This is a genomic window from Streptomyces sp. MnatMP-M17 (assembly GCF_900091995.1).
GTDB lineage: Bacteria > Actinomycetota > Actinomycetes > Streptomycetales > Streptomycetaceae > Streptomyces.
Genome location: NZ_FMDK01000778.1, coordinates 1 through 2,979 on the forward strand (window position 1 = coordinate 1; position 2,979 = coordinate 2,979).

Annotated in this window: 3 protein-coding genes; all 3 read left to right on the forward strand. The window is 67.1% G+C overall.

Annotated features, from left to right (window positions below; all coding sequences use genetic code 11):
• Positions 1-304 precede the first annotated feature (304 nt).
• A complete protein-coding gene (kdpF, locus tag GA0115259_RS30355) occupies positions 305-394 on the forward strand; it encodes a K(+)-transporting ATPase subunit F (protein WP_066946098.1) in 90 nt (29 codons plus the stop codon).
• A 3-nt stretch (positions 395-397) separates the two neighbouring features.
• Positions 398-2,062, forward strand: a complete 1,665-nt coding sequence (gene kdpA / locus GA0115259_RS30360; RefSeq protein ID WP_093602941.1) for a potassium-transporting ATPase subunit KdpA — start codon at positions 398-400, stop codon at positions 2,060-2,062.
• A gap of 26 nt (positions 2,063-2,088) precedes the next feature.
• The coding region (locus GA0115259_RS30365; RefSeq protein WP_141716751.1) for an HAD-IC family P-type ATPase at positions 2,089-2,979 on the forward strand (891 nt) is incomplete at its 3' end.

Consider the following 2,979-nt stretch of genomic DNA (forward strand, 5'->3'; position numbering starts at 1 on the left):
CCGAGACAGACCGAACGGCCGGTGGGCCGCATCCCTTCGTGGGGTGCGGCCCACCGGCCGTTTCCCCGTTATATGGGCCAGATCACAGGGCACGGCCGCGCCCATATGGACTCCGTCAAGCCGGTGACGTCGGCCGTATGGGACCCGTCAACGGAAGCCGGGTCCGCGAAATCAGCGGGTTTCCTCAGGGAGTCGGATTTCCCGTACTCATCTAGGAGCTCACGATGGCCGATGTGGCCTTCGTCGTCACCACGATCGCGGTCTTCGCGCTGGTGGCCCTCATCGCCAAGGGGGTGGCGAAGCTGTGACCGCCGAGAACATCGTCGGACTGGTCGTGGCCGTCGCCCTGCTCGGATACCTCGTCCTCGCCCTGTTCTTCCCGGAGAGGTTCTGAGTGATGAGCTCCGTCCTCGCCGGTGTGCTCCAGCTGCTCGCGCTCGTCGTGGCGCTCGGTCTGGCATACCGCCCGCTCGGTGATTACATGGCCCGGGTCTACAGCTCGCCCGGACATCTCAGGGCCGAGAAGTGGATCTACAAGGCCATCGGCGCCAATCCCGCCACCGAGATGCGCTGGCCCGCCTATCTCCGCGGTGTCCTCGCGTTCTCCGCGGTGAGCGTCCTCTTCCTGTATCTGCTGCAACGGGTCCAGGGCGGCCTGCCCGGATCGCTCGGCTTCTCCGCGATCGACCCGGACCAGGCCTTCAACACCGCCGCGTCCTTCGTCTCCAACACCAACTGGCAGTCGTACTACGGCGAACAGGCCATGGGCCATGTCGTACAGACCGGTGGTCTGGCCGTCCAGAACTTTGTCTCGGCGGCGGTCGGCATGGCCGTCGCGGTGGCGCTGGTACGAGGCTTCGCCCGCTCCCGCACCGGTGAGCTGGGCAACTTCTGGGCCGACCTGGTGCGTGGCACCGTCCGTATCCTGCTGCCCATCTCCGTGATCGGCGCGATCGTGCTGGTCGCGTGCGGCGCGATCCAGAACTTCGCCGGGATCCATGAGGTCGGCCAGTTCCTGGGTGGCTCCCAGCAGTGGAACGGCGGCGCGGTCGCCTCGCAGGAGGCCATCAAGGAGCTGGGCACCAACGGCGGCGGCTACTTCAACGCCAACTCCGCGCATCCCTTCGAGAACCCCAGCCCGATCTCGAACCTCTTCGAGATCTTTCTGCTCCTGGTCATCCCGTTCGCGCTGACCAGGACCTTCGGCCGGATGGTCGGCAGCGTCAAGCAGGGCTACGCGATCCTCGCCACGATGGTGACGATCTGGCTCGGCTTCACCGCGCTGATGATGTGGACCGAGTTCGCGCACCACGGACCGGCGTTCGATATCGCCGGCGGTGCGATGGAGGGGAAGGAGACCCGCTTCGGGATCGGCGGCTCGTCGATCTTCGCGGTGGCCACCACACTCACCTCGACCGGTGCGGTCAACTCCTTCCACTCCTCGTACACCGGGTTCGGCGGCGGTATCACGATGCTGGGCATGCAGCTCGGCGAGATCGCGCCCGGCGGAGTCGGCTCCGGGCTCTACGGCATGCTGATCATGGCGATCATCGCGGTCTTCATCGCCGGGCTGATGGTCGGCCGTACGCCCGAGTATCTGGGCAAGAAGTTCGGCAGCCGCGAGATCAAATTCGCCGCGAGCTACATCCTGATCACTCCGGCGCTGGTGCTCGGCTTCACCGCCGTGGCCATGGCCCTGCCCACGCCGGGCAACTCGATGACCAACTCGGGGCCGCACGGCTTCTCCGAGATCCTGTACGCGTACACCTCGGCCGGCAACAACAACGGCTCGGCCTTCGCCGGGCTCAACGCCGACACCCAGTGGTTCAACACCACCACCGGTCTGGCCATGCTGCTCGGCCGCTTCCTGCCCATGGTGTTCGTCCTGGCGCTGGCCGGCGCGCTCGCCGAGCAGCGTCCCGTCCCGGAGACCGCGGGCACGCTCCGTACCCACAAGCCGCTCTTCACCGGGCTGCTGGTCGGCACGATCGTGATCGTCACCGGTCTGACCTACTTCCCGGCGCTGGCGCTGGGCCCGCTGGCCGAAGGGCTGGCGTCATGACCACTCGTACGAAGCAAGAGGCCACGATGTCCACAGCCACCCCGACCCGTGCGCCGCACCCGTCCGTGTCTTCCGGTCACAGCTCCGGGAGCGAGCGGGTGGGCGGCGGCCTGTTCGATCCCAAGCAGTTGATCAAGTCCTTCCCGCAGGCGGTGCGCAAGCTCGATCCGCGGGTGATGGTGAAGTCGCCCGTGATGTTCGTGGTCCTCGTCGGATCCGTGCTCTCCACGGTCTTCGCCGCGCTCGATCCGACCGACTGGTTCGGCTGGGCCATCGCCGGCTGGCTCTGGCTGACCACGGTGTTCGCCAATCTGGCGGAGGCGGTCGCCGAGGGCCGTGGCAAGGCGCAGGCGGACACCCTGCGCAAGGCCAAGACCGACACCGTCGCCCGACGTGTCATCGGCCCGGACGAGGAGCGCGTACCCGGCACAGAGCTGCGGATCGGTGATCTGGTGGTCTGCGAGGCGGGCGACATCATTCCCGGCGACGGCGATGTGGCCGAAGGAGTCGCCTCCGTCGACGAATCGGCCATCACCGGTGAGTCGGCGCCGGTCATCCGGGAGTCGGGCGGCGACCGCTCGGCCGTCACCGGAGGGACGAAGGTCCTCTCGGACCGGATCGTCATCAGGATCACCACCAGGCCCGGTGAGACCTTCATCGACCGGATGATCAAGCTGGTCGAGGGCGCGGCCCGGCAGAAGACGCCCAACGAGATCGCGCTGAACATCCTGCTCGCGTCACTCACCATCGTCTTCCTCCTCGCCGTCGTCACTCTCCAGCCGTTCGCGGTCTACGCGGGCCAGCGGCAGTCGATGATCGTGCTGATCGCGCTGCTGGTCTGTCTGATACCGACCACGATCGGTGCGCTGCTGTCGGCGATCGGGATCGCGGGCATGGACCGGCTGGTGCAGCGCAAT